This window comes from Agromyces sp. NPDC055661 (assembly GCF_053618135.1).
In genome coordinates, this window is sequence record NZ_JBSHHC010000002.1 from 560,455 (window position 1) to 586,056 (window position 25,602).

Sequence of the window (25,602 nt, forward strand, 5' to 3'; positions counted from 1 at the left end):
CCTCCTTCCGTCACCCTCGACGCTTCCGTGCCCGTGCCGGGGCGGCAAGGCCTTGCAAATAGACTCGATCGCATGGCAGAACGCGCATCGTGGTCGCTCGGGGCGGCCCTCCGGGGGGTCTTCGGCGCGAAGACCATCGACGAGGACACATGGGACGACCTCGAGTCGGCGTTGATCCGCGCGGACTTCGGGCCGGCCGTCACCGAGGAGATCGTCGACGCGATCAAGGCCCAGGTCGAGCGGTACCGCACGACCGACCCGCGCGACGTGCAGCGGATGCTGCGGGAGCTCATCGAGGAGCGGCTCTCGAAGTACGACCCCACGCTGAAGCTCACCGAGCGACCGGCCGTGGTGCTCGTCGTCGGCGTGAACGGCGTCGGCAAGACCACCACGATCGGCAAGTTCGCCCGGTTCCTGCGCAGCTACGACCGCAGCGTCGTCGTCGGCGCGGCGGACACGTTCCGTGCGGCCGCGGTCGACCAGCTCGCGACATGGGCCTCCCGCGCCGGCGTCGACGTCGTGCGTCCCGAGCGCGAGGGCCAGGACCCGGCATCCGTCGCGTTCCGGACCGTCGAGAAGGCGAAGCAGGAGGGCATCGAGATCGTCATCATCGACACGGCCGGCCGCCTGCACACCAAGGGCGGGCTCATGGACGAGCTGTCGAAGATCCGGCGCGTCGTGGAGAAGCAGGCGCCGATCAGCGAGGTGCTGCTCGTGCTCGACGCGACGACCGGGCAGAACGGCCTCGCGCAGGCCGAGGCGTTCATCGAGCACGGCGGCGTGACGGGCCTCGTGCTCACGAAGCTCGACGGCAGCGCGAAGGGCGGCTTCGTGCTGGCCGTTCAGGAGAAGACGGGCCTGCCGATCAAGCTCATCGGCCAGGGCGAGGGCATCGGCGACCTCACGGGCTTCACGCCGCACGTGTTCGCCCAGAAGCTCGTCGGCTAGGGCAGGGGAGGACATCATGGCGACCGAGCACGACTACTTCGGGGTCGTCGGCGACTACTGGTCGGAGATGATCGAGTACGCCGACCAGCGGGTCGAGGTGGTGCTCGAGGCCGAGGACGAGATGGTGGCGAGCGCAGCCCTGGATGCCGCGGCGGTGCTCGTCGGCGAGCTGGAGCTCGTCGACGACGAGCTGCGGTCGGCGTTCGTCAGCCAGCTCGACTCCGGGAGCACGCCCGTGATGCGGTTCCTCGACGTGCTGCTGGACCCCGAGCTCGAGCAGGCCGAGGAGATCGAGGCGGCGATCGGCCGCGATTCGGGCGACCGGCAGGTGGATGCGCTGCGATCGCTGTCCCTGCTGCGCGTCGACCTGCGGCCCGAGGCCGACGGCCCGGGCGAGCCGTTCGCCGAGTTCGAGTACGCGCTCGCCCCAGACGACAGCGACGAGCGGCTCATCGCCGCGATCGACATCGGTCGCGAGGTCGTCGACGTGCGCTTCGAGGGCTGACCGCCGGCACGTGCTGCTGGGAGGCATCCGCTCTCGCTTACAATCGAAGGCACCATGGCTACCTTCGGAAACCTGTCTGACCGCCTCGCCGAGACCTTCAAGAACCTCCGCACCAAGGGCAAGCTGTCGGCGGCCGACGTCGACGGCACCGTGCGCGAGATCCGTCGCGCCCTGCTCGACGCCGACGTCTCGCTCGACGTGGTCAAGCAGTTCACGGCGCACGTGCGCGAGCGTGCGCTCGGCGACGAGGTCAACAAGGCGCTGAACCCCGCGCAGCAGGTCGTGCAGATCGTCAACGACGAGCTCATCGCCATCCTCGGCGGCCAGCAGCGCCGGCTGCAGTTCGCGAAGAACCCGCCGACGGTCATCATGCTCGCGGGCCTCCAGGGCGCCGGCAAGACCACGCTCGCGGGCAAGCTCGCGAAATGGCTCGTGAAGGACGGCCACACCCCCTTGCTCGTCGCGGCCGACCTCCAGCGTCCGAACGCCGTGAACCAGCTCCAGGTCGTGGGCGGGCAGGCCGGCGTGCCGGTCTTCGCACCCGAGCCCGGCAACGGCGTCGGCGACCCCGTCAAGGTCGCGAAGGACGCCGTGGCGCAGGCCGTGCGATCGCAGCACGACGTGGTCGTCATCGACACCGCCGGCCGTCTCGGCGTCGACGCCGAGATGATGAAGCAGGCCGCGAACATCCGCAAGGCGACGAACCCCGACGAGGTGCTGTTCGTCATCGACGCGATGATCGGCCAGGACGCCGTCACGACGGCGAAGGCCTTCCAGGAGGGCGTGGACTTCACGGGCGTCGTGCTCTCGAAGCTCGACGGCGACGCACGCGGCGGCGCCGCGCTCAGCGTGGCATCCGTCACCGGCCGCCCGATCATCTTCGCGTCCACGGGCGAGGGCCTCGACGACTTCGAGCCGTTCCACCCCGACCGCATGGCGAGCCGCATCCTCGACCTCGGCGACATCCTCACGCTCATCGAGCAGGCCCAGCAGGCCTTCGACGAGGAGGAGGCCATCAAGGTCGCCGAGAAGCTCGCGACCGAGCAGTTCACGCTCGAGGACTTCCTCAAGCAGATGCAGCAGCTCCGCGGCGCCGGCTCGATCAAGAAGATGCTCGGCATGCTGCCGGGCGCGGGCGGCATGAAGCAGCAGCTCGAGAACTTCGACGAGCGCGAGATCGTGCGCACCGAGGCGATCATCCAGTCGATGACCGTCGCCGAGCGACGCAACCCCAAGCTCCTCAACGGCTCCCGTCGCCTGCGTATCGCGAGGGGCTCGGGCATGACCGTCACCGACGTGAACCAGCTCGTGCAGCGGTTCGAGCAGGCCGCGAAGATGATGAAGACCGTCGCACGCGGCGGCGTGCCGCAGGTCCCCGGCATGGGCCCGATCCCGGGCGTCGGCACCTACGGCGGCGGCAAGCGGCAGGCCGCGAAGGGCAAGAAGAAGTCGTCGGGCTCGCGGTCGGGCAACCCCGCGAAGCGCGCCGCCGAGAACGCCGCGATCGCGTCGGGCGTCGCGCCGGCCGGTCCGACGTCGGCTCCCACGGGGTCGGGCTTCGGACTCGGCACGGGCGGCGCAGCGCCGAAGGCGGCTCCGAGCGAGGACGAGCTCGCCGCCCTGCAGAAGTTCCTCGGCCGCTGACGGTCCACGGCCGGTCGCGGCTCGCCTGACCGTCGCCGGTCGGCCGAGCGGATGCCGCGCGGCCGACGTCAGCCGGCCGGGAGCCGTGCCTCGATCTCGAGGAGCCGGTCGATCTCGAGCGCCTGCGCGGTCGCGATCGCGCGCGCCCAGCGGGTGACGGCGGAGTCGCCGCGCTCGGCGAGCCGGGCCTCCGCCATCTCGATCGCGCCGCGGTGGTGCGGCACCATCGCCTCGATGAACAGGCGGTCGAAGGCCGCGCCGTGCAGCTCCCCGGCCCGGTCGAGGGTCGAGCGGCTGATCGCGCCGGCCATGTCCTCCGCGTGATCGTGCTCCTCGGCCGCGGCGTCGCGCGTGCTGCGACGCTCGAGCCAGGTGCGCATCTGCTCGGCCTCGTCGGCCTGGACGAGGGCGATCCGTTCGGCCAGGTCGGCGAGCTCGGCGTCGGCCACCCGTCCGGGCGCGAGCTCGGCGAGCTCGACGGCCTGCTCGTGGTGCACGATCATCGCGGCGACGAAGGCGACGTCGGCCGCGGTCGCGTCCTGGTCGACGGTCGCGCCGGTGGCCGCGCCGTCCGACTCGGCGCCCGCCGGTGGCGCCGGCGTGACGAACGCGGGGGTCGGCGCGGCGGTCCCGGTGTCGGCCGTGCATCCGACGACGCCCCCGAGCGCGACGAGCGCCAGGGCGACGGCGGGGATCGCGAGCGGGCGGGTGCCTCGTGCGGTCATCGGAGCATCCGTCGGCGACGCCGCACGGCGAGCGCCGCGTGGTACGCCAGCGCGACGGCGAACGGGATGAGCACGAGCAGCCACCAGGCCCCGCCGTCGGGCGTCTCCGACGTGGCATCCGCCGCCGGCGCCGCCGTGTCCTCGGCCACGACGACGCTCGCGAGGGCGACCTTCGGCGCCGAGGCGTCGCCCCGCACCACGAGGTCGTACGAGCCGGGGACGAGGGGACCGGGGAGGGTCACCTCGGTCGGTGCGAGCGCGCCGTCCTCGGCGGCGGTCACCGTCGCGAGCACGGCCTGCGTCGGCATCCACCACACGTCGGCCGTCTCGCCGGGGGTGAGCGATCCCGCCGGTAGCGACACCGTGACGGTCGCCGTCTCCGCGGGCGCCAGCTCGGCCGGCTCCACCGCGAGCGTCTCGAGCGGCGCCCGCTCCTCGGCGGCGGTCGGCACCACGGGCGCCTCGCGCCAGACCCAGGCGAACGCGGGCTGCGTCTGCGGGTTCAGGCTCGCGTCGTCGTATCGCGCGGCGTCGGCGAAGAGCGGATCCGTGAGGCGCAGCACGTCGAGGCCCTCGTACATGTCGCTGGCGTAGAGGTAGCCCCGATAGGGGTAGACCGCCCAGACTCCGGCCGTGTAGTCCATCGAGTACCCGTAGGAGGGCCGGTCGAACCAGGCGAGCTCGACGGGCGCTGCGGGGTCGGTGAGGTCGACGACTGAGACGCCGCCTTCGAGCCATGCCTGCGCGATGATGAACCGCCCGGGCACCGGCACCAGTCCGCCCGAGTGGGCGACGCACTTCTCGAGGTCGGACTGCTCGCGCGCCAGCTTGTAGGTGCCCGCCTTGACGAGGCCCTCGGGCTGGATGGCCCACACCGCGTCAGCGCCGCGGTCCGCGCCGTAGGCCGGCGAGCACGTGTTGATGAAGCCGTCGCCGAGCTCGTCCTGGAACACGATGCGCGTCGCGTCGTTGTCGAAGATGCCGGAGTGCCAGAACGTGACCGCCGGGTCGCGGACGCGCTGGAGGACCACCGGGTTCAGCGGGTCCGCGATCGAGAGGAGCAGCCCGTCGCCGCGGCACGCCGCCACCGCGAGCGCCTTCGCCGGGTACGCCGTGATGTCGTGGCATCCGGTGGTCGACCGGGTCTCGGCGCCGCCCGCCACCCGGTCCTCGGGACCGAACGCCGTCTCGTCGTCGAAGAGGTCGAGCTCGCTCACGATCGTTGCGTTCTCGGGCGCCGCGAGGGGCACCTCGATGATCTGCAGGGGATTGCGTCCCGTGCAGTGCAGCGAGGCGCCGCGGCTGTAGGCGTTCATGTAGACGAACACGCGGTCGGTACTCGCCGGATCGGGCACGACCGTGTGCGTGTGGCCGCCGCAGCGGGTGCGCACGGCCGCGGCGTAGCGGGGTGCCGCAGGGTCGCTGATGTCGAAGACGCGCAGCCCCTCCCAGTTCTCCTCGGTCTCGGGCACCCGCCCCGCCGCGCAGGAGTCGTCGGACATGGTCTCGTCGATCGCGATGAGGACCAGGTTGCCGACCGTGCTGACGTCGCCCTGCCCGCCCGGGCACGACACGGCGCTCACGAGCGTGGGCGCGGCCGGATCGGCGATGTCCCAGATCGAGAAGCCGGCGTAGTTGCCCTGCACGAGGTAGTCGCCCGAGAAGGCGAGGTCGGAGTTGATGAAGTCGGCGTCGTCGCCCTGCCGGAACGGGTTGTCGCGGTGGGCGACCCACTCGATCCCGCCGCCCATCGACGGCTCGCGGCCCGGCGGTGCGACCGGGGGTTCGGACTGCGCCGTCGCCGGCCCGCCCACGGCGGTCGCGGCGAGCACGATCGCGACGAGGCCGATCGCGGCGCCGCGCGCCCGCGACCACGCGCGACCGGCCGCCATGTCAATCCAGGCGGTCGTCGTCGCGACGCACCGGCGCGTCGCCCACGAAGGCGATGAGCGCCGCGTCGCGGAGGAGCTCGATGGGTCGCGGACCGGTGTCGGCGTGGCGCAGCATCTCCTCGCCGGCGAGGGGCTCCGACGACGCCGCGATCACGACGTTGCCGAGGCTCATGCCCTCCACCACCGCCGGAGCGGCGAGCGCGAGCACGTCCTCGTACCGCGCAGCGAGCGTCGCGATCACCTCCCGGCTCATGCCGAGTCCCGCGGTCGCGAGGGTGTTCACCACGACGAGCCCGTCGGGGGCGAGGAGCTGGTCGAGCTGGCCGAAGAACTCCGCGGTCGACATGTGCCGGGGCGACACCGCGCCCGAGAACACGTCGACGACCGCGACGTCCCAGCCGCCGCCCGCGCGCGCGGCCCGCTCCACTGCGACGCGGCCGTCGTCGAACTCGACCGAGAGCTCCACGTCGTCGTCGAGCGGCAGCACGTCGAGCACGAACTCGAACAGCTCGCGATGCAGCTCGACCACGTGCTGCACCGATCCCGGTCGCGTCGCCGCGACGTAGCGGGGGATCGTGAGGGCGCCCGCCCCGAGGTGCAGGACGCGCAGGGGGACGCCGGGCTCGCGGCATCCGTCGATGACCGACGCGACGAGCCGGGTGTACTCGAGCTGGAGGTCGAGCGGGTCGTCGGGGTTCACGTGCGACTGGGTCGTGCCCTCGATCACGAGCGAGTAGCCGCCGTGCGTGCCGCGCTCGGGCAGGAGCCTCGCGCTGACGTGCTCGCCGTCGAGTTCGAGTCGGGGATCGCCCATGCTGACCACACTAGGTCGGGGCCGGACGGCAGGCCAGACGCCGTGACGACATCGGAACCTTCGGGGTCGAGTTCGCCTGCCGGACCTGTGACCCGCCTATGATGTGCGCCAGAGGCCGTGGTATCCGAAGGCGGGCCCTAACGCCCCCGGACCACGTCGGATGGGGGCATGGTGCAGGCGGCGCAGTCACAGTCCCAGCAGGTTGCCGCGGCATGGGACGAACGGGTGCTCGGGACCCACTCGACCCCGCATTTCATGCAGTCGAGCACGTGGGAGGCCGTGCGCTCGCGCGGCCCGTGGCACGTGCACCGGCGCGGCCTCGGCACCCAGCGGGACTACCCGGTGCTCGTGTTCGAGCGCCTCGTCCCGGGGTACGGCCTGTTCCAGCACCTGCCCCGCGTGAGCGGCCTGGAGCCCGCCGACGTCGGCCCGCTCACCGAGCGGGTCCGCGCGGAGCGAGGCACGGCCTTCGCCACGAAGATCGAGGTGCACCAGCCTCGCGACGAGGCGCTCGGCGAGGCGTTCCTCGCGCACGGGTGGCTGCCGGCCAAGGCGTCGCAGTACCGGCACACGGTCGTCGTCGACACCTCCGCGAGCGAGGAGGAGATCCTCGCGAACATGAAGAAGCGCGCCCGCGCCGAGATCCGGGTCGCCGAGCGGCACGGGGTCGACGTGCGCCGGGCCGGGCTCGACGCCGCGAACCGCGCCCGAATGATCGACCTCGTGCGCGAGACCGAGGAGCGCTCGGGCGCGTATTTCCGCGGCGACGACTACCTCGAGGCGGTGTGGGAGACGTTCGCGGCCGACGATCGCGGGCGACTCTACTTCGCCCGGTACGGCGACCAGGTCGTCGCCGGAGCGTTCATCGCCCGGTACGGGCCGAACGCCTGGTACAAGGACGGCGGTTCGACCCGCGACCACCCGCACCTCATGGCGTCGCGACTCCTGCAGTGGCGCATCATCCGCGACCTCGCCTCCGACGGCGTCGAGCGGTACGACCTCGGGCACGTCCCGCCGCCGGGGGAGCCCGATGCCCCCGGGCACGGCATCCTCATCTTCAAGAGCGCCTTCACGCGCGAGGTGCTCGAGTACATGCCGGCGTTCCAGCTCTCGCACGAGGAGCGGGGCGAGGCGTGGCGGCAGGGCGAGGGGGAGTTCATCGCCGCCTACCGCGAGCGCACCGGCGACTACTGGTACTGAGCCGCGAGGGTCCTGAGCCGCGAGGTCCTGAGCCGCGCGCGGTCCCGCGTCGCGTTGCGAATGCTTACAGGGCGGTAAGTCGCCGTTCCGGGCGACGCGATACAGTGAACGCGGCGGCCGGCCCGATGCCGCGAACGACCGGCGGATGCCGCGACACGACGACTGGAGCACCACCATGACCACCGGCTCGGCCGACTACCGCGACGCGGGTCTCGCCTTCCCCGACGACTTCCTCTTCGGATCGGCCACGGCGTCGTACCAGATCGAGGGCGCGGCCGACGAGGACGGCCGCGGGCCGTCGATCTGGGACACGTTCAGCCACACGCCGGGCAAGGTCTGGAACGGCGACACGGGCGACGTGGCCGACGACCACTACCACCGCCTGGAGCAGGACCTCGACCTCATGGCGGAGCTCGGGCTCGAGGCGTACCGCTTCTCGATCGCGTGGCCGCGGATCAAGCCGACCGGCCGCGGGCCGGCGAACGAGGCCGGACTGGCGTTCTACGAGCGCCTCGTCGACGGGCTCATCGCCCGCGGCATCCGCCCGATCGCGACGCTCTACCACTGGGACCTGCCGCAGGCCCTCGAGGACGAGGGCGGCTGGGCGAACCGCGCGACGGCCGAGGCCTTCGCGGACTACGCGCGGATCGTGGGGAAGCGACTCGGCGACCGGATCGCCGTGTGGACCACCCTCAACGAGCCGTGGTGCAGCGCCTACCTCGGCTACGGCTCGGGCGCCCACGCGCCCGGCCTCATGGACGGCGCCAAGGCGCTCGCCGCGGTGCACCACCTGAACCTCGCGCACGGCCTCGCGATCTCGGCGCTGCGCGAGGTCGTGACCAACGACCCCGGCTACTCGATCACGCTCAACCTGCACGTGATCCGCCCGCACGGGCCGACCGGCGCCGAGGCCGCACGCCGCATCGACGGGCTCGCGAACCGGGTGTTCCTCGGACCGCTCCTCGACGGGGAGTACCCCGCCGACGTCATCGCCGACACGGCCGAGGTCACCGACTGGTCGTTCGTGAAGCCGGGCGACCTCGAGCTCATCCGGCAGCCGATCTCGCTGCTCGGCGTGAACTACTACTCGACGGTCACCGTCGAGATGTGGGACGGCGTCTCGCCGCGGATCAAGGCCGACGGCCACAAGGACATGGGCGGCACGCCCTGGCCGGGCTCCGAGCACGTCGAGTTCCTCGTGCAGCCGGGCCCGTACACCGCGATGGGCTGGAACATCGACCCGTCGGGCCTCGAGGACCTGCTCGTCGCGCTGCACGAGGCGTACCCGTCGCTGCCGCTCATGGTCACCGAGAACGGCGCCGCGTTCGACGACGTCGTGACCGACGAGGCCGACGGTCCGGCCGTGCACGACGTCGAGCGCGTCGACTACCTGCGCCGGCACTTCACGGCGGCGCACCGCGCCATGGGGCGCGGCGTCGACCTGCGCGGCTACCAGGTGTGGTCGCTCATGGACAACTTCGAGTGGGGCTACGGCTACTCCAAGCGCTTCGGCATCGTGCGCGTCGACTACGACACGCTCGAGCGGCTGCCGAAGGACAGCGCGAAGTGGTACGCCGAGCTGATCCGCACGCGGGCGATCCCGGCGTAGCCGAGGGATGCCGCGGCGCGGCGCCTCGGCCGGGTCACGCCGGCCGGCTCACGCCTGCGGGTTCACGCCGGCGCGCAGCTCGCGCGCCAGGTGCGCGACGACGGCCGTGAGGTCGCCGCCCGCCGCCTCGGCGACGCGCAGCTGCCGCTGGTAGCTCGCGCCGCCGTCGAGCATCGCGCGCACCTGCTGCAGCTCGACCTCGCAGCCGAGGTGCTCGGCGACGGGCACGAGCGTCGTGAGGAGCTCGCGCAGGTCGTCGCCGACGAGGCGCTCGCTCCCCGCGACATCCGTGATGATCTCGGCGTCCATGCCGTAGCGCGCGGCGCGCCACTTGTTCTCGCGCACGTACCAGGGCTGGAGCACGGTCAGCGTCTCGCCGTCGTCGAGGCGCCGGCTCATCCACTCGACGAGGCACTGCACGAGCGCGCCGATGGCGGCGATCTCGGCCGCCGACGAGACGCCGTCGCAGACGCGCACCTCCACGGTGCCCCAGCGCGGCGACGGGCGGATGTCCCAGCGCACCTCGGTGTGGTCCTCGATGACGCCCGTGCGCACGAGGTCGTCGACGTAGCGCTCGTAGGCGGCCCAGTCGGCGAGCGGATAGGGGAGTCCGGCCGTGGGCAGCTGCTGGAACATGAGCGCGCGGTTCGACGCGTACCCGGTCTCGACGCCCGCCCAGAACGGGCTCGACGCGCTCAGCGCCTGCAGGTGCGGCATGTAGGCGAGCAGTCCGTCGAGGATGGGGAGCGCCTTGTCGCGCTCCTCGATGCCGACGTGGACGTGGATGCCCCAGATCATCATGTTGCGCCCCCACCAGCGGGTTCGCTCGATGAGCTTGTGGTACCGCGGCTTGTCGGTGAGGCGCTGGTCGTACCACTGGCTGTAGGGATGCGAGCCGCTGCAGATGAGCTCGTACTCGCCGAGCTCGTCGATCACCGCGCGCACCTCCGCGAGCTGGCCCTCGAGGTCCGCGACGGCGCCCGCGACCCGCTGGTGCACGCCGCTCACGAGCTCCACCGTGTTCGTCAGCAGCTCCGAGGTGATCGACGGATGCGTCCCGCCCTCGCTGCGCTCGTCGAGGAGCTCGAGCACGCGATCGGCGATGGACGCGAGCTCGCCCGTGGCGCGGTCGACGATCGCGACCTCCCACTCGAGGCCGACCGTGGAGCGCGGGGAACGTGCGAACTCGATCGGCATGCGCGGCCTCCCTCGGGGCGGGCGGGAATCGTGCCGCAATCATCGCATGTGACCACGTTTCGGGGGCCACCCCTTGCGTGGAACGGTCGCGTAGGATGTGCCGCATGATGCAGCGAGACGGCGAGGCCCGATGAGCGGCCAGCCCATGCGGGTGCTCGAGGTCCTGAGCCTGCGCGAACAGGTCGAGCGCACGCTCTCCTCGCGCATCGTCGCGGGCGAGTTCGCCCCGGGCACGGTGCTGACGGTGCCGACCCTGGCCGGGGAGTTCGGCGTGAGCGCCACGCCCGTCCGCGAGGCGATGCTCAACCTGGCTCGTCGCGGCTTCCTGAGTCCCCTGCGCAATCGCGGGTTCGAGGTGACCGAGGTGTCGCCAGACGAGCTGCGCGAGCTCGGCGAGGTCCGGCTGATGCTTGAAGGCCCGCCGATGCGCGAGCTCGCGGGCACGCTGTCCGACGACGTCGTCGAGCGGCTCCTCGGCCTGGCCGAGGAGATCGTCCGAGCCGGTCGCGAGGGGCGCTTCGAGGACTACCTCGAGGCCGACACGACGTTCCACCTGACCCTGCTCGAGCTCACGGGCAATCGGCAGCTCGTGCGCCTGGTCCGCGAGCTCCGGCAACAGACGCGGCTGGTCGGCCTCGTGAACCTCGCCGACTCCGACGAGCTCGAGGGCTCGTCGCTCGAGCACGCCGAGCTCGTCCGCCTCCTCGTGGCGGGCGACGGGGCCGGTGCCGAAGCGCTCATGCGCCGGCACATCGGCCATGTCGCCGGCCTCTGGAGCGGGCGCGACGAGGAGTAGCGCAGCGGCGATCGCGCGCACCTCGGCGAGGTGGACGCGGCGGAGGTTCCGTGTCCGCGCGTCGCGTGCGCGTCGTCCGATCGCTGGTGGTAATATGTCACGCACCACAAGGAGGAGCACAGCATGCGGGTCGTCGTGATCGGGGCCGGCGCCATCGGCGCGTCGTGCGCCCTCGCGTTGGCCGAGGCCGGCGCCGAGGTCGTCGTCGTCGACCGCTCGGGCGTCGCCGCCGAGACCTCGAGCCGCTGCGAGGGCAACATCCTCGTCTCCGACAAGGCGCCAGGGGCCGAGGCCGAGCTCGCCATCGTCGCCCGACGCGCCTGGCGCGACCTCGCCGCCGTGCTCGACGACGACCGTGCGCCCGGCCAGCCCGCGACCGAGTTCGAGGAGAAGGGCGGCGTGGTCGTCGCGTTCCCGGCCGGCGTCGATGCGCTCGAGGCGTTCGCCGCGTCGCAGCGGGCGATCGGCATCCGGGCCGATGCGGTGTCGACGGAGGAGCTCCGGCGCCTCGAGCCCCACCTCAGCCCCGAGGTCGCCTGCGGCATCCGCTACCCCGAGGACGCGCAGGTGCAGCCGAGCCTCGCGACGCAGGCGATGCTCGCCAGGGCGCGCCGCCTCGGGGCCGAGCTGCGGATCACCGAGGTCACGGCGTCCGTGCGCGCGGGCGACCGGATCGCCGGCGTGCTCACGCCCGAGGGGCCGATCGCGGCGGACGCGGTCGTGAACTGCGCGGGTCCCTGGGCGGGCGAGGTCGCGACGCTGCTCGGAGCGCGACTCGACATCCGGCCCCGGCGCGGCGCGATCCTGGTCACCACGCCGATGCCGCAGCGCGTGTTCCACAAGGTCTACGACGCCGACTACGTCGGCGCGGTCGGCTCGAGCGATGCCGCCCTGCAGACGTCGACCGTGGTCGAGTCGACGCCGGCGGGCACCGTGCTCATCGGCTCGAGCCGCGAACGCGTGGGGTTCTCCACGGCCGGCACCCTCGCACCCATCGCCGAGATCGCCGCGAAGGCGACGCGACTCTTCCCCTTCCTCGCCGAGACCATGCTGCTGCGCAGCTACGTCGGCTTCCGCCCGTACACGCCCGACCACCTGCCCGCGATCGGCGCCGACGGCCGGATCGCCGGGCTGTTCCACGCCGCAGGGCACGAGGGAGCCGGCATCGGCCTCGCCCCGACGACCGGGCAGCTCATCGCGCACGCCGTGCTCGGCACGCCGGCACCACTCGACCCCGCGCCGTTCCTGCCCACCCGCGCGAGCCTCGAGGAGGCGGCGTGAGCATCCGCATCGCCGTCGACGGCGCCGAGGTCGCGGGACGCGAGGGCCAGACCATCGCCGGCGTGCTCATCGCCGCGGGGCGGCGCACCTGGCGCACGGCCGACGGCGCCGAGCGCGGCGTGTTCTGCGGCATCGGCGTCTGCCAGGACTGCATCCTGACCGTCAACGGCGTCGAGGGCGTGCGGGCCTGCCAGCGTGCGGCCTGCGACGGCGACGTCGTCGAACGGGAGTCCCGATGAGCCGGCGCGTCGTCATCCTGGGCGCCGGACCCGCAGGCCTCGCCGCGGCGCAGGCCGCGCTCGCCCGTGGCGCGGAGGTCACCGTGCTCGACGAGGGCGAGCGCGCGGGCGGCCAGTTCTGGCGACACCACGATGGGCTCACCGATCCGCGCATGCAGCACCAGTGGCCGCGGTTCGAACGCCTGCGCGGCGCGCTCGAAGGCGCCCGGGTGCACGAATCGGCGAGCGTCTGGCGCGTCGCGGCCGACGGCGGCCTCCGCGTGCACGCGCTCATCGGCCCGGCCGACTCCGCCGGCCGCACCGCCCTCACCGTCGACGCCGACGCCCTCGTCATCGCGACCGGCGCGCACGATCGCGCCCTCCCCGTGCCCGGCTGGACCCTGCCGGGCGTCGTGACCGCCGGGGCCGCGCAGGCGCTCGCGAAGCGCGACGGCGTCACTCCCGGGCGACGCACCGTGGTCGCCGGCGCCGGACCGTTCCTGCTGCCGGTCGCCGCGAGCATCGGCCTCGCCGGCGGCACGGTCGCCGAGGTCGTCGAGGCCGTCGGGAGCGCCGCCATCATGCGCGGCTGGGGCCGGGCCCCGTGGCAGCTCGCCGGCTCGGCCGGCAAGGCCGGCGAGCTCGCGGAGTACGTCGGCGACCTGCTCCGGCATCGGACCCCCTACCGATTCGGCAGCGCCGTCACCCGCATCCACGGCCAGCACGCCGTCGAGGCCGTGACCGTGCAGCGCATCGACGCCGACTGGCGCCCGATCCCGGGGACCGAGCGCACCGTCGACTGCGACTCGGTCGCCCTCGGCCACGGGTTCACCCCCCGCCTCGAGGCGGCGATCCAGGCCGGATGCGCGATCTCGCCCGAGCGGTTCGTCGCGGTCGACGACCGCCAGGCCACGACCGTTCCCGGCGTCTTCGCGGCGGGGGAGGTCACGGGCATCGCCGGCGCCGACGCAGCGCTCGCCGAGGGCGCGGTGGCCGGCTTCGTCGCCGCGGGCGGCGAGCTCGGCGACACCCGCCTGCGCCGCATCCTCGACGCCCGGCGGCGCATGCACGCCTTCGCCGAGCGCCTCGCCACGCACGCCATCCGGCCGGGCTGGACGGCCTGGCTCGACGACGACACGATCGTCTGCCGCTGCGAGTCCGTCACGCGCGCCCGCATCGCCGAGTACGCGGACGCATCGAGCCGCGGCATGCGCCTCGCCACCCGCGCCGGCCTCGGCGCGTGCCAGGGGCGGACGTGCGGACGCAGCGTCGAAGCGCTCGTCGCAGCATCCGTCGACTACGACCACCGGCCGGTGCTCTCCTCGATCCGCATCGGGGAGCTCGCCGGCCTCCACGACCACCGAACACCGCACCAGGAGCAGGAATGACCGAGCAGACCATGGACCTCGGCGGCGTCGTCGTCGCCACGACCCTCGCCTTCAAGGAGGACGCATCGGCCCCCGCGGGCCTCGCCGTCGACTACGACCGGTTCGGCGAGCACGTCGACTTCCTCATGTCGAACGGATGCCGCGGCGTCGGCCCGAACGGCTCGCTCGGCGAGTACTCGTCGCTCACCGACGAGGAGCGCCGCACGGTCATCCAGGTCGCGGTCGAGGCCGTCGACGGGCGCGGCATCGTCGTCGCGGGCGTGCACGGCGTCGGCAGCCACCAGGCTCGCACGTGGGCGGAAGCCGCACAGGAGGACGGCGCCGACGGCGTGCTGCTCCTGCCGCCGACGCTGTACCGTGCCAACGAGGGCGAGGTCATCGCGCACTTCGAGGAGGTCGCCAAGGTGGGGCTGCCGATCATGGCGTACAACAACCCGTTCGACACGAAGGTCGACCTCGTGCCGTCGCTCGTCGCGAAGCTCGCCCAGATCCCCGAGGTCGTGGCGATCAAGGAGTTCTCGGGCGACGTGCGCCGGGTGTACGAGATCAAGGAGCTCTGCGACATCGACATCATCGCCGGTGCCGACGACGTGCTCTTCGAGCTCATGGTGAACGGCGCCGTCGGCTGGTTCGCCGGCTACCCGAACGCCTTCCCGAAGGAGGCCGTTGAGCTCTACGACCTGTGCGCTGCGGGTGAGTGGCACGAGGCGAAGGCGCTCTACGAGCAGCTCGTCGCCGTGTTCCGCTGGGACTCGCGCACCGAGTTCGTGCAGGCCATCAAGCTGTCGATGGACATCTGCGGCAACTCGTACGGCGGCCCGACCCGCCCGCCGCGCGGCCCCCTCTCGCCGGAGCAGCACGCCCAGGTCACGGCCGACACCGAGCGCGCGCTCGCGGCGCTCGCGGCGCGGTCGGCGGCGGTCGCCTGATGCGTGCGCGGCGGGTGATCTCCGCGGTCGACTCGCACACCGAGGGGATGCCCACCCGCGTCGTCACGGGCGGCGTCGGCCGGATCCCCGGCGCGACGATGAACGAACGACGGCTCTGGGCGATCGAGCACCTCGACGGGCTGCGCGGACTGCTCATGAACGAGCCCCGCGGCCACGCCGCGATGTCGGGCGCGCTGCTGCAGCCGCCGGTGCGCGACGACGCCGACTGGGGCGTCGTGTTCGTCGAAGCGAGCGGGTTCCTCCCGATGTGCGGCCACGGCACGATCGGCGTGGCCACGGTGCTCGTCGAGACCGGCATGGTCGAGGTGACCGAGCCGGTCACCGAGATCCGCCTCGACGTGCCCGCCGGACTCGTCGTCGCGCGCGTCGAGGTCGAGGACGGCCGGGCGAAGCGGGTCACGATCGAGAACGTGCCGAGCTTCGTCGAGCGGCTCGACGAGACGATCGAGGTGCCGGGGTACGGCGAGGTGCCGTACTCGGTCGCGTTCGGCGGCAACTTCTACGCGCTCGTCGACCTCGACGACGTCGGCCTGCCGTTCGATCGCGCGCGCCAGGACGACATCCTGCGCGCCGGGCTCGCCATCATGGACGCGATCAACGAGCAGAAGCCGCCGCGGCATCCCGAGCTCTCCGGCGCCGACCACGTGCATCACGTCGAGTTCATCGCGCCCGGCTCCGACGCGGTGCGATCGCGCCACGCGATGGCGATCCATCCCGGATGGTTCGACCGCTCGCCGTGCGGCACCGGCACGAGCGCCCGCATGGCCGAGCTCCACGCACGCGGTGAGCTCGCGCTCGAGACCGACTTCGTCAACGAGTCGTTCATCGGCAGCGAGTTCACCGGCCGGCTGCTGCGCGAGACCGAGGTCGGCGGCGTCCCCGCGGTCGTGCCGACCATCTCCGGCCGGGCCTGGGTCACCGGCATCGGCCAGTACTTCCTCGACGAGGACGACCCGTTCCCCGAGGGCTTCGTCTTCTGACCTTCGCCCCGACCCGACGACCAGGAGCATCCATGGACACCGACCGGATCGCGGCAGCCGCCTCGCGCGCCGCGCGACCCTTCGCCGAGACCGAACCCCGCGCCCGGGCGGCGGCGCTCGTCGCCGTCGCCGACGCGCTCGACGCCGCCGCCCCGGAGCTCATCGCCATCGCGATGCGCGAGACCGGGCTCGCCGAGGCCCGACTGACGGGTGAGGTGCGACGCACCAGCAACCAGCTCCGCCTCTTCGCCGAGGTCATCGTCGACGGCGCGTACCTCGACGCCCGCATCGACGACGCCGACCCCGGCTATGTCATTGGACCGCGGCCCGACGTGCGCCGCGTGCTCGAGCCCGTCGGACCCGTGCTGAACTTCGCGGCCTCGAACTTCCCGTTCGCGTTCTCCGTTGCGGGCGGCGACTCAGCGGCCGCGCTCGCCGCGGGCTGCCCGCTCGTCGTGAAGGCGCACTCGGGTCACCCCGAGCTCTCCCGCCGGACGGCGGAGGTCGTCACGGCCGCCCTCGAGGCGGCGGGGATGCCCGAGGGCGTCTTCCAGCTCGTCGAGGGCCAGGACAACGGCGTCGCGCTCCTGCGCGACGACCGCATCCGGGCGGGCGCCTTCACCGGCTCCACGCACGTGGGCCGACTGCTCGCCGACATCGCGGCGTCGCGCCCGCGTCCCATCCCGTTCTACGGTGAGCTCGGCAGCGTGAACCCCGTCTACGCGACCGCCGGTGCGGTGGCGACCGAGCCCGAGCTGCTGCAGGGCTTCCTCGGCTCGGTGGCGGGCTCCGCCGGGCAGCTGTGCACGAAGCCGGGCTTCCTCTTCGTCCCGGCGGATGCCGAGCTCGAGCCGGTCGCGGATGCCGCGTCGGGCGTGCCCGAGCATCGCCTGCTCAACCCCGGGATCGGCCGCGCCTTCGAGGACCGCCGGGCTGCCGTGCTCGGCGCCGCGGGCGTGACGGTCCTGGCTGCAGGCGCCGTCCGGGTCGACGACGCGGAGCAGCGCTTCGCGACGCCGACCGTCGTCGAGGTCGACGTGGACACGCTGCGCGAGCACCGCGACGAGCTGCTCGAGGAGTCGTTCGGGCCCCTGTCGATCCTCGTGCGCTACGGCGACGCCGACGCGCTGCCCGCCCTGCACCGGGAGCTGTTCCCGGGCAACCTCACCTCGACCGTCCACGCGACCGACGACGAGCTGTCCGACGGGCGGCTCGTCGACCTCGTCGACGCCCTGGCCGAGACGAGCGGGCGCGTGCTGTTCGGCGGCTGGCCGACCGGCGTCTCGGTCACGGGCGCCATGCAGCACGGCGGCCCGTTCCCGGCGACCACGACGGATGCCACGAGCGTCGGCACCGCCGCCATCACCCGGTTCCTGCGGGGCGTCGCCTACCAGGGCGCGCCGCAGGCCCTCCTCCCTCCGCCCCTGCGCGACGACAACCCGTGGGGCGTACCGCAGCGTCGGAGCGCCGCAGGCCGGTCGGCCGGGTGGGGGAGCCTCGACGGCGAGTACTGACGAGCGGGGTGCCGCTCGCCCGGCTCAGCGGAGGCTGAAGCCGTCGGAGAGCGGATCGCCCTCCTCGAGCTCGAACTCGCTGCGGCCGACGCGGTACGCCTGGCCCGTCACCTCGGGGATCACGCCGTCGGCGGTGCGTTCGGCGATCCGTGCGAGGAAGCGGGTCCCGATGATCGAGTCGTGCGTGAGCACCTCGCCCTCGCGCAGCGCGCCGGTGTTCGCGAGCAGCGCGACGCGCGCCGCGGTGCCTGATCCGCACGGGCTGCGGTCGACCTCGCCGTCGGCGAAGACGGTCACGTTGCGCTGCCACGGGCCGCGCTCGGTGCGGCCGAGGTCGTCGACCCAGATCGTGCCGTAGACGCCCGACAGGCGCGCATCGTCGAGCTGGGTCGCCGGATGGTCGTTCAGCGCCCACTTGATCTCGCGACCCATCCGGATGAGCTCGCTCGTGTGCTCGGGCGCCACCGTCAGGCCGACCGCCGCGGCGGGCAGGGTCGCGTACACGGCGCCGCCGAAGACGAGGTCGACCTCGACCTGGCCGGCGGTCGTGGCCAGTCGGATGCCGCGCTCCAGCACCCGGGACTCGACGTTGCGGAACACGACCCCGGTGGTCCGCCCGCCCTCGCGCTGCACCCGTGCCTGCACCCGACCGCTCGGGACGTCGATCGTGACGACGGCCTCGCCGTCGTCGGGAGCCGCGACGCGGCCGGTGCGCACCGCCCACGCGCCCAGCGCGATGGTGCCGTGCCCGCACGCTGTCGAGAAGCCGTCCTTGTGCCAGAACAGGACGCCGAAGTCGGCGCCGTCGTCGTCGGGCGGGGTCAGGAACCCGCCGTACATGTCGTCGTGTCCACGTGGCTCGAGGCAGAGGAACCGTCGAACCGCGTCGGGATCGCCCGTCATCGCGTGGACGCGGCGCTCGGCGACGGTGGTGCCATCCGTTGCGACGCCGTCGACGATGCGGAACGGCTCGCCCGCCGTGTGCCAGTCCTCGGTCGTCCAGCGCATCAGTCCGCCGCCGTTCCGTGGTCGAGCACCGCCGTCGCGACGGCGAGATCCTCCCAGCCCATGCCGCTGGTCTTGAGGACGCGCGGACGGCCGACGTCGACCGGCGCGCGTCGGGTGACGACCTCGGCGAGGGACACGAGGCTTCCGGGGTCGAACGCACCCTCCTCGATCGCGAGCACGACGTCGCCGGCCTCGCGGAGCGCGACCTCCGGTGTCTCGACGACCACCTGGCTGCGGGCGATGAGGGCCGCGTCGAGCTCACGGGCATCGGGCTCGTGCGATCCCACGGCCACGACGACGGCGTGGTCGGCGACGAGGTCCGCCTCGAAGAGGGGCGAGCGCGCCGTGGTCGCGCAGACGACGAGGTCGGCGTCGCGCACGTCGTCGACCGATCCGACCGCGGCATCCAGCCCGGGCGCCTCGATCGCACGGACGGCGTCGTCGGCACGGGCCCGATCGCGGCCGACGAATCGCACGCGCTCGATCGGGCGGATCGCCCGCATCGCCTCGACGTGGCGGATGCCCTGCGGCCCGGTGCCGAAGACGACGAGCGAGCGGGCGTCGGCCGGCGCGAGGAGGTCGACGCCGGCGGCCGAGACCGCCGGGGTCCGGATGCTCGTCAGCTCGGTGCCGTCGAGGATGGCCATCGGCGTGAGCGTCTCCCCGTCGAGCAGGAGGTAGACGCCCTGGATGCGCTCGAGGCCGCGGGCGGGGTTGCCGGGCGCGACCGTCGCGAGCTTCTGGCCGACGTACCGGCCGAGTTCCGAGGGCATCAGCAGGAGCTGGCCGTGCTCGACGTCGACGATGGTGCGGATGGGGTCGCGTGCGGGGTCGAACCCCGACTCGAGCACCGCCTGGACGGCTCGGATGGCCACGCTCATCGGCACACGGCTGCGGAGCTCCATCGCGTCGATCACGACGAGTCGATCGAGGAGGCCGGTCATGGCAACAGGTATACACCAGTCGGAGGAGGTGCTGCGTAACATGGCACCTGTTACGGTCGGACGGTGAGCAACGGCTACCTGATCGGTCGCGACATCCTCGCCCGCGATGCGTGGACCACGGTCCCGCTCGACTGGGACGACCCCGACGGCGAGACGATCCGCGTCTTCCATCGCGAGCTCGTCGACGCCCGACGTGCGAGAGAGGAACTGCCCCTGCTGGTGTATCTGCAGGGCGGCCCCGGCGGGAAGTCCCCGCGACCGCTCGGGCGCGAGGGGTTCCTCGAGGCGGCGCTCAAGCGCTTCCGCGTCGTGCTGCCCGATCAGCGCGGCACCGGACGGTCGACCCCGGTCGACGGCGACGACTTCGCGGAGCTGTCGGCCGCCGAGTCGGCCCGGCGGCTCGCGCTCCACCGCGCCGACGCGATCATCCGCGACCTCGAGGCGGTCCGCCACCGCCACTACGACGGCACGCAGTGGTGGACGCTCGGCCAGAGCTACGGCGGCTTCCTCACCCTGCACTACCTGTCGGTCGCGCCCGAGGCGGTCGTCGCCTCGGCGGTGACCGGCGGCCTGCCTGGGATCGAGCCGTCGGCCGATGCGGTGTACGCGCGCACCTTCCCGCGCGTGCGCGGGAAGAACGCCGAGTTCCGGGCGCGGTTCCCGCACCTCGCCGACCGCGTCGCGCGCATCGCCGACGTGCTCGACGCGACCGACGTGCGCCTGCCCGACGGCGACCGCCTGACGGTACGCCGCTTCCAGGCGCTGGGCTTCGACTTCGGCATGTCGGTCGGCTACGACCGCGTGCACTGGGTCCTCGACGAGGCGTTCGCGGATGCCGCGGAGGACCGCCTGACCCAGACGTTCCTCGCCGACCTCCAGGAGCAGACCGGCTTCCGGCGCAACCCGCTGTTCATCGCGCTGCAGGAGGCGATCTACGGGCCGGGTCCGACCGCCTGGGCCGCCGAGCGCGCACGGGCGGCGCATCCCGACTTCGCGCCCGAGGCGCGACCGCTGCAGTTCACGGGCGAGATGGTGTTCCCATGGATGTTCGAGGAGATCCGGGCGCTGCGCGGCTTCCGCGCCGGCGTCGAGTTGCTCGCGGCGGCGCACACGCCCATCGAGTTGTACGACCTGCCGCGGCTCGCCGCGAACGAGGTCCCGATCGAGGCGGCCGTCTACTTCGACGACATGTACGTCGACGCGGGCCTCTCGCTCGAGACGGCCGGGCGCGTCGGAGCGCTGCACGCGTGGGTCACCAACGAGCACGAGCACGACGGCCTGCACCGGGGCGACGTCGGCGAACGGCTGTTCGACGCGCTCGAGGTCCGCCTCGGCGTGCATACCACCACGAAGGGCTCGCCACGAGCGAGCCGGGAGGAGACCGCATGACCACCGACCGCGCCGTCGTCGACACCGGGGCCCGTTCTATGCCCCGTCCGGCCGAGCCCGACCCGCGGATGCCGCGCCTCGCGGACGCGCCGGGGTTCAGCGCCTGGATGCTCGACGGGTGGGGCGAGGCCGACCGCACGCCCGTCGTGCCGAGCGGGTCGCCGACGGCCACTGCCATCCACCGGGATCGCCTCTCGTCGGCGCTGCCCGGGAGGACGCTCGCGATCGCGGCCGGCCGTGCGCCCATGCGCGCCAACGACACGGCCTTCGAGTTCCGCGCCGACAGCGACTTCCTCTGGCTCGTCGGCGTCGGCATCGAGGACGCGATCGTGGTGCTGGAGCCCGTGGCCGGCGGGCACGACGCCGTCCTGTACCTGCCGGCGCCCTTCCGGCCGGGTGACGTCTCGTTCTTCGCGGACCCGCTGCGCGGCGAGCTCTGGGTGGGGGCAATGCCCGGTCTCGGCGAGTACGCCGACGCGCTGGGCGTCCGGACCCGCCGCATCGAGGAGCTCGACCTGCCGGGCGACGCGCTGCTCGCCGGCGCCGTGCCCGCGAGCGGCCCGCTGTCGGCGCTCGGCGGCCACCCCCGCTCCGGCGAGCTCGCGCAGGTGCTCGCAGAGCTCCGCATGGTCAAGGACGACTGGGAGATCGCCGAGCTGCGCGCCGCCGTCGACGCGACGGTCGACGGCTTCGCGGCGACCGCGCTCGAGATCCCGCGTGCGGTCGGCCGCGGCGGCGAGCGCTGGCTGCAGGGCACGTTCGACCGGCACGCCCGCACGTTCGGCGCCGGTCCCGGTTACGCCACCATCGTCGGCTCGGGTGCGCACGCGCCGATCCTGCACTGGGTGCGCGCCGAGGGCGCGGTCGACCCCGAGGCGCTGCTGCTCCTCGACATGGGCGTCGAGCGACGCTCGGGGTACACCGCCGACGTCACGCGAACGGTGCCCGCCTCGGGCACCTTCAGCCCGGTGCAGCGCCAGGTGCACGACCTCGTCGAGGCCTCCCACCGCGCCGGCCTCGCCGCCGTGGGTCCGGGTCGGGACTGGGTCGACTTCCACACCGCGTCGATGGAGGTGATCGCGCAGGGGCTCTCGGACTGGGGCATCCTGCCGGTCTCGGTCGACGAGGCGCTCTCGCCCGAAGGGCAGCACCACCGCCGCTTCATCGTCTGCGGCGTCGGACATCACCTCGGGATCGACGTGCACGACTGCGCCTCGTCGAGCCACGCGGCGTACCAGGGTGCGAGGATGGCGGCGGGCATGGTGCTGACCGTCGAACCGGGCCTGTACTTCCATGCGTTCGACGAGACCCTGCCGCCCGAGCTCCGCGGGATCGGCGCCCGCATCGAGGACGACGTCCTCGTCACCGACCGGGGCTCCGAGGTGCTGTCGTCGAGACTCCCGATCGACGCCGCCGGCATCGAGGCGTGGATGGCCACCCTGCGCTGACGCGCGGGTTCGCGGCATCCGCCGCGATCTGGCAGAATGGTTGGTTGGACCGCCGCCCGACCCTCTATCCGGCCGTGGTCCGACCATTTTCGAGCTTCCGCCGGGTGTGCACCCCACGCTCCAGGCGATCGGTTCAACCTCTTTCGACATTTTTCAGGAGAATTGTGGCTGTCAAGATCCGCCTCAAGCGCCTCGGCAAGATCCGGGCGCCGTACTACCGCATCGTCGTCGCCGACTCGCGCACCAAGCGCGATGGTCGTGTGATCGAGGAGATCGGCAAGTACCACCCCACCCAGAACCCCTCGTTCATCGAGGTCGACTCGGACCGCGCGCAGTACTGGCTCTCCGTCGGCGCCCAGCCGACCGAGCAGGTCGCCGCCATCCTCAAGCTCACGGGCGACTGGGGCAAGTTCAAGGGCGACAAGGACGCGAAGTCCACCGTCCAGGTCGCCGAGGCCAAGGCCGCGTTCGTGGCCGACGAGTCGAAGAAGCCGGTCCTCAAGCCCAAGGCCGAGAAGCCCGCGAAGGCCGAGGAGGCCCCCGCCGAGGCCGCCGACGCCGATGAGACCGCGACGGACGAGGCGTAGGCCTTGCTCCAGTCCGCGCTCGAACACCTCGTCAAGGGGATCGTCGATCACCCTGACGACGTGAAGGTCGTCACCGCGTCGAGCGCACGCGGCGAGGTCCTCGAGGTTCACGTGAACCCCGAGGACCTCGGTCGCGTGATCGGCCGTGCCGGCCGCACCGCGAAGGCGCTCCGCACCCTCGTGACCGCGCTCGCCGACGGTCGTCGCGTGCGGGTCGACGTCGTCGACACCGACGACTGACGTGGCGCGCGCACCCCGGACGCAGCTCAGGGTCGGCCGCCTGACCAAGGCGCACGGCCTCAAGGGCGCCATCAAGCTCGAGCTCTACACCGACGACCCCGAGCGCCGCTTCGTGCCGGGCGCCGAGTTCTCGCTGCAGGTGCCCGAGTCCTCGCCGTGGCATGGCAAGCACCTCACGCTCCGCGAGCTGCGCTGGTACAACGGCCACCCGGTCGGGTTCTTCGAGGGCGTCGACGATCGCACCGCGGCCGAAGGCCTCGTGAAGGCCATCCTCTGGGTCGAGCACGTCGACGACGAGACGCCCGAGGACGACGCCTGGTACGACCACCAGCTCGTGGGCCTCGCCGTCATGCGCGACGGCGTGAAGGTCGGCGAGGTCGTCCACGTCGACCACCTCCCCGCGCAGGACCTGCTCATCGTGAAGGCCCAGGGCCGCGAGGTCATGGTGCCGTTCGTGTCGGCCATCGTGCCCGAGGTCGACATCGCCGCCGGCACGCTCACCGTGACGCCGCCCGCCGGGCTGTTCGAGGAACTCCCCGAGGAGCCCGAGACGCCCGAGACGCCCGAGGCGCCCGCCGCCGAGGCCGGCAGCACCGAGGGAGACGCCGAAGCTCCCACCGACGGCGACGCCGCGGCATCCGACCGCACCGACGACGCCGCCGAGTAGGGTCGGCCCCATGCGGATCGACATCGTCACGATCTTCCCGTCGTTCTTCGACGTGCTCGACCTGTCGCTGCTCGGCAAGGCGCGGCAGTCGGGGCTGATCGACGTCCGCACGCACGACCTCCGCGAGCACACGCACGACCGGCACCGCACCGTCGACGACACGCCGTACGGCGGCGGCGCGGGCATGGTCATGAAGCCCGAGCCCTGGGGCGAGGCGCTCGACGCGATCGTGGGCGACGGGGCATCCGACGCCCTGCTCGTCGTGCCGTCGCCCGCCGGCGAGCCGTTCACGCAGGCGCTCGCGCGCGAGCTCGCGGCCGAGGAGCACCTGGTGTTCGCCTGCGGACGCTACGAGGGCATCGACCAGCGCGTCGTCGACCACTACGCCGGCCGGATGCGCGTGCGCCTCATCAGCCTCGGCGACTACGTGCTGAACGGCGGCGAGGTCGCCGTCATGGCCATGATCGAGGCCGCCGGACGGCTCGTGCCCGGCGTCGTCGGGAACCCCGAGAGCCTCGTCGAGGAGTCGCACGCGGACGGCTTGCTCGAGTACCCGAGCTACACCAAGCCGGCCTCGTGGCGGGGACTCGACGTGCCGCCCGTGCTGCTCTCGGGCAACCATGGCGCGATCGCCGCGTGGCGGCACGAGCAGCAGGTCGAGCGCACCCGGCGCGTGCGGCCCGAACTGCTCGACGACTGACGCTTCGCAGGCGCAACCGGATGCCGCGTCCCGCGCCCCTGCGCGGAAGCGCACGCCCGCCGCGCACCTCCCCGCCGCGGGCGTGAGGCAGTCTTCACGTCCCGGAAACACATGGGCCCCGTCTGCGAAACACGCCGTGCATAGCGTCGAAACCGGCGGCGAGACCGGATTCCGCCGGGAAGCGCGGGGCGGAACATGGTCGGGACGAGCGGTGCGGTCGTGCCGGCGGACATACCCGGCATCCACCCCCTCCGGCTCGTCGCGGTCACGCACGGCGCCCCCTCGGCGGAGAACCGCGAGGCCGTGATCCGGCTCGTCGACGCCGTCGCCTCAGAGCGGCCCGAGCTCGACGTGTCGATCAGCTTCGTGGATGCCGCGAACCGCGACGTCGCGGCATCCCTCGCCGCAGCGGCCGAGCCTGACGCGGTCATCGTGCCGCTCGTGCTCTCGGCCGGCTTCCACGTGCGCACCGGACTCTCGCTCGGACTCGACCGCCTCGGCGGCGGCGCCCAGCTCGCCGACGAGCTCGGACCCGACGACCGCATCGTCGCCGTGCTCGCGCGGCGCCTCCGGGACCTGGGCCTCGACGAGGAGGACACCGTCGTGCTCGCCGCCGCCGGATCCAACGACCCGCGTGCGGTGCGCGAGTGCTTCGAGACCGCGCGACGGCTCGGCCAGCGCCTCGGACGACCCGTGACCGTCGGGTTCATCGCGGCGGCGATCCCTCGACTGCCCGACGCGATCGAGATGATCCGCGAGGTGCACCCGGGCACGCGCGTCGTCATCGGCGCGTACCTGCTCGCGCCGGGCACCTTCTACGACGCGGCCGCGGGCGCCGGGGGAGACCTCATCGCCGAACCGCTGCTGCTGCCCGACCACCCGGCGCCGCACGAGCTCGTCGAGCTCGTGCTCGAGCGTTACGCGGCGGTCGACGCGAACGACTGGGAGCCCGCCTGAC

The 25,602-nt window shown here is 72.9% G+C and carries 25 protein-coding genes; 19 read left to right on the forward strand and 6 right to left on the reverse strand.

Going from position 1 to position 25,602, the window contains the following annotated elements; genetic code table 11:
* Positions 1–72: 72 nt before the first annotated feature.
* From ftsY to ffh, 3 genes are read left to right on the forward strand one after another with little or no spacing between them, the layout of a single operon-like run.
* Positions 73–948, forward strand: coding sequence for a signal recognition particle-docking protein FtsY (gene ftsY, locus ACWGO8_RS16160; RefSeq protein WP_452044035.1), 876 nt, complete (start codon positions 73–75; stop codon positions 946–948).
* 16 nt (positions 949–964) lie between these two features.
* The gene (locus ACWGO8_RS16165; RefSeq protein ID WP_452044036.1) at positions 965–1,453 is read left to right on the forward strand and encodes a hypothetical protein; all 489 of its coding nucleotides are present in this window, start codon (positions 965–967) and stop codon (positions 1,451–1,453) included.
* Between the two features lie 54 nt (positions 1,454–1,507).
* A complete protein-coding gene (gene ffh / locus ACWGO8_RS16170) occupies positions 1,508–3,097 on the forward strand; it encodes a signal recognition particle protein (RefSeq protein ID WP_452044037.1) in 1,590 nt (529 codons plus the stop codon).
* 68 nt (positions 3,098–3,165) lie between these two features.
* On the opposite strand, the gene ACWGO8_RS16175 is transcribed toward ffh, so the two are convergent.
* From ACWGO8_RS16175 to ACWGO8_RS16185, 3 genes are read right to left on the reverse strand one after another with little or no spacing between them, the layout of a single operon-like run.
* The gene (locus tag ACWGO8_RS16175; RefSeq protein ID WP_452044038.1) at positions 3,166–3,822 is read right to left on the reverse strand and encodes a DUF305 domain-containing protein; all 657 of its coding nucleotides are present in this window, start codon (positions 3,820–3,822) and stop codon (positions 3,166–3,168) included.
* The gene (locus ACWGO8_RS16180) at positions 3,819–5,714 is read right to left on the reverse strand and encodes an LVIVD repeat-containing protein (protein ID WP_452044039.1); all 1,896 of its coding nucleotides are present in this window, start codon (positions 5,712–5,714) and stop codon (positions 3,819–3,821) included. Before ACWGO8_RS16180 ends, ACWGO8_RS16175 begins: the two co-directional genes overlap by 4 nt.
* A gap of 1 nt (position 5,715) precedes the next feature.
* A complete protein-coding gene (locus ACWGO8_RS16185; RefSeq protein ID WP_452044040.1) occupies positions 5,716–6,528 on the reverse strand; it encodes a spermidine synthase in 813 nt (270 codons plus the stop codon).
* Positions 6,529–6,783: 255 nt separating this feature from the next.
* Between ACWGO8_RS16185 and ACWGO8_RS16190 the strand changes: the two genes are divergently transcribed.
* Positions 6,784–7,728: a lipid II:glycine glycyltransferase FemX gene (locus ACWGO8_RS16190; protein ID WP_452044041.1), complete on the forward strand. Its 945-nt coding sequence runs from the start codon at positions 6,784–6,786 to the stop codon at positions 7,726–7,728.
* 145 nt (positions 7,729–7,873) lie between these two features.
* The gene (locus tag ACWGO8_RS16195; RefSeq protein WP_452044042.1) at positions 7,874–9,337 is read left to right on the forward strand and encodes a GH1 family beta-glucosidase; all 1,464 of its coding nucleotides are present in this window, start codon (positions 7,874–7,876) and stop codon (positions 9,335–9,337) included.
* A gap of 48 nt (positions 9,338–9,385) precedes the next feature.
* On the opposite strand, the gene ACWGO8_RS16200 is transcribed toward ACWGO8_RS16195, so the two are convergent.
* On the reverse strand, positions 9,386–10,534 hold the full coding sequence (locus ACWGO8_RS16200; RefSeq protein WP_452044043.1) for a glutamate--cysteine ligase: 1,149 nt from the start codon (positions 10,532–10,534) through the stop codon (positions 9,386–9,388).
* A 130-nt stretch (positions 10,535–10,664) separates the two neighbouring features.
* Here ACWGO8_RS16200 and ACWGO8_RS16205 point away from each other — a divergent pair, with 130 nt between their 5' ends.
* The 7 genes from ACWGO8_RS16205 (at position 10,665) to ACWGO8_RS16235 (ending at position 17,661) form a co-directional block, all read left to right on the forward strand.
* Entirely contained in the window at positions 10,665–11,330 is a 666-nt protein-coding gene (locus ACWGO8_RS16205; protein ID WP_452044044.1) for a GntR family transcriptional regulator, read from the forward strand.
* A 123-nt stretch (positions 11,331–11,453) separates the two neighbouring features.
* Positions 11,454–12,611 carry an NAD(P)/FAD-dependent oxidoreductase gene (locus ACWGO8_RS16210; protein ID WP_452044045.1) on the forward strand — a complete coding sequence of 386 codons (1,158 nt, stop codon included), beginning with the start codon at positions 11,454–11,456 and terminating at the stop codon, positions 12,609–12,611.
* Positions 12,608–12,850 (forward strand): (2Fe-2S)-binding protein, encoded by a 243-nt coding sequence (locus tag ACWGO8_RS16215; protein ID WP_452044046.1) that lies wholly within the window; start codon positions 12,608–12,610, stop codon positions 12,848–12,850. Before ACWGO8_RS16210 ends, ACWGO8_RS16215 begins: the two co-directional genes overlap by 4 nt.
* Positions 12,847–14,217, forward strand: coding sequence for an FAD-dependent oxidoreductase (locus tag ACWGO8_RS16220; protein WP_452044047.1), 1,371 nt, complete (start codon positions 12,847–12,849; stop codon positions 14,215–14,217). The genes ACWGO8_RS16215 and ACWGO8_RS16220 overlap by 4 nt, the downstream gene beginning before the upstream one ends.
* The gene (locus ACWGO8_RS16225) at positions 14,214–15,146 is read left to right on the forward strand and encodes a dihydrodipicolinate synthase family protein (protein WP_452044048.1); all 933 of its coding nucleotides are present in this window, start codon (positions 14,214–14,216) and stop codon (positions 15,144–15,146) included. The genes ACWGO8_RS16220 and ACWGO8_RS16225 overlap by 4 nt, the downstream gene beginning before the upstream one ends.
* Positions 15,146–16,147: a proline racemase family protein gene (locus ACWGO8_RS16230; protein WP_376955069.1), complete on the forward strand. Its 1,002-nt coding sequence runs from the start codon at positions 15,146–15,148 to the stop codon at positions 16,145–16,147. The genes ACWGO8_RS16225 and ACWGO8_RS16230 overlap by 1 nt, the downstream gene beginning before the upstream one ends.
* A 32-nt stretch (positions 16,148–16,179) precedes the next feature.
* A complete protein-coding gene (locus tag ACWGO8_RS16235; protein ID WP_452044049.1) occupies positions 16,180–17,661 on the forward strand; it encodes an aldehyde dehydrogenase (NADP(+)) in 1,482 nt (493 codons plus the stop codon).
* A 24-nt stretch (positions 17,662–17,685) separates the two neighbouring features.
* Here the strand turns inward: ACWGO8_RS16235 and ACWGO8_RS16240 are convergent, their stop codons facing one another.
* Both ACWGO8_RS16240 and ACWGO8_RS16245 read right to left on the reverse strand, forming a co-directional pair.
* On the reverse strand, positions 17,686–18,669 hold the full coding sequence (locus ACWGO8_RS16240; RefSeq protein ID WP_452044050.1) for a proline racemase family protein: 984 nt from the start codon (positions 18,667–18,669) through the stop codon (positions 17,686–17,688).
* Positions 18,669–19,613, reverse strand: coding sequence for an ornithine cyclodeaminase family protein (locus ACWGO8_RS16245; RefSeq protein ID WP_452044051.1), 945 nt, complete (start codon positions 19,611–19,613; stop codon positions 18,669–18,671). The genes ACWGO8_RS16240 and ACWGO8_RS16245 overlap by 1 nt, the downstream gene beginning before the upstream one ends.
* Before the next feature lie 63 nt (positions 19,614–19,676).
* Between ACWGO8_RS16245 and ACWGO8_RS16250 the strand changes: the two genes are divergently transcribed.
* From ACWGO8_RS16250 to ACWGO8_RS16280, 7 genes are all read left to right on the forward strand, one after another.
* Complete coding sequence (locus ACWGO8_RS16250) at positions 19,677–21,002, forward strand: alpha/beta fold hydrolase (RefSeq protein ID WP_452044052.1); 1,326 nt, start codon at positions 19,677–19,679, stop codon at positions 21,000–21,002.
* The gene (locus ACWGO8_RS16255) at positions 20,999–22,450 is read left to right on the forward strand and encodes an aminopeptidase P family protein (protein ID WP_452044053.1); all 1,452 of its coding nucleotides are present in this window, start codon (positions 20,999–21,001) and stop codon (positions 22,448–22,450) included. The genes ACWGO8_RS16250 and ACWGO8_RS16255 overlap by 4 nt, the downstream gene beginning before the upstream one ends.
* 164 nt (positions 22,451–22,614) lie before the next feature.
* Positions 22,615–23,037, forward strand: coding sequence for a 30S ribosomal protein S16 (gene rpsP / locus ACWGO8_RS16260; protein ID WP_452044054.1), 423 nt, complete (start codon positions 22,615–22,617; stop codon positions 23,035–23,037).
* A 3-nt stretch (positions 23,038–23,040) separates the two neighbouring features.
* Complete coding sequence (locus tag ACWGO8_RS16265; protein WP_148734738.1) at positions 23,041–23,277, forward strand: RNA-binding protein; 237 nt, start codon at positions 23,041–23,043, stop codon at positions 23,275–23,277.
* A 1-nt stretch (position 23,278) separates the two neighbouring features.
* Positions 23,279–23,944, forward strand: coding sequence for a ribosome maturation factor RimM (gene rimM, locus ACWGO8_RS16270; RefSeq protein ID WP_452044055.1), 666 nt, complete (start codon positions 23,279–23,281; stop codon positions 23,942–23,944).
* Between the two features lie 10 nt (positions 23,945–23,954).
* Positions 23,955–24,644, forward strand: a complete 690-nt coding sequence (trmD, locus tag ACWGO8_RS16275) for a tRNA (guanosine(37)-N1)-methyltransferase TrmD (RefSeq protein ID WP_452044056.1) — start codon at positions 23,955–23,957, stop codon at positions 24,642–24,644.
* Between the two features lie 195 nt (positions 24,645–24,839).
* The gene (locus tag ACWGO8_RS16280; RefSeq protein WP_376955059.1) at positions 24,840–25,601 is read left to right on the forward strand and encodes a sirohydrochlorin chelatase; all 762 of its coding nucleotides are present in this window, start codon (positions 24,840–24,842) and stop codon (positions 25,599–25,601) included.
* Position 25,602: the final 1 nt, after the last annotated feature.